This window comes from Seonamhaeicola marinus (assembly GCF_008085455.1).
Genome location: NZ_VSDQ01000377.1, coordinates 1 through 273, shown reverse-complemented (window position 1 = coordinate 273; position 273 = coordinate 1). Strand labels below are relative to the sequence as shown.

At 28.6% G+C, this 273-nt stretch carries 1 pseudogene; it reads left to right on the top strand.

What is annotated here, in order from left to right:
* A pseudogene (locus FUA24_RS25680) lies at positions 1 to 133 on the top strand (ABC transporter permease); the annotation flags it as partial.
* Positions 134 to 273 lie beyond the last annotated feature (140 nt).

Below are 273 nucleotides of genomic sequence, written 5' to 3'. Positions count from 1 at the left end.
AAACGCATCAGTATCAATTTTAGTAGTTTTTATAGCATTATTTATATTGGTGGTATTAGGTACATTAATTGGTTTAATACCAGCCTTTAAAGCAACAAGCGTAAAACCAATAGAAGCATTAAGAGAAGAATAAACAATCAAAAAAAATGAATAAAACAGTAAAACTTATTTTTGTTTTAGTAGCCATTGTGCTACTGGCATTTGTGTTAAAGTATTTTGTAAGTGCCAACTCTAAAGCTATTGAAGAGTTTAAAGTACAAGAGCCATTTTACA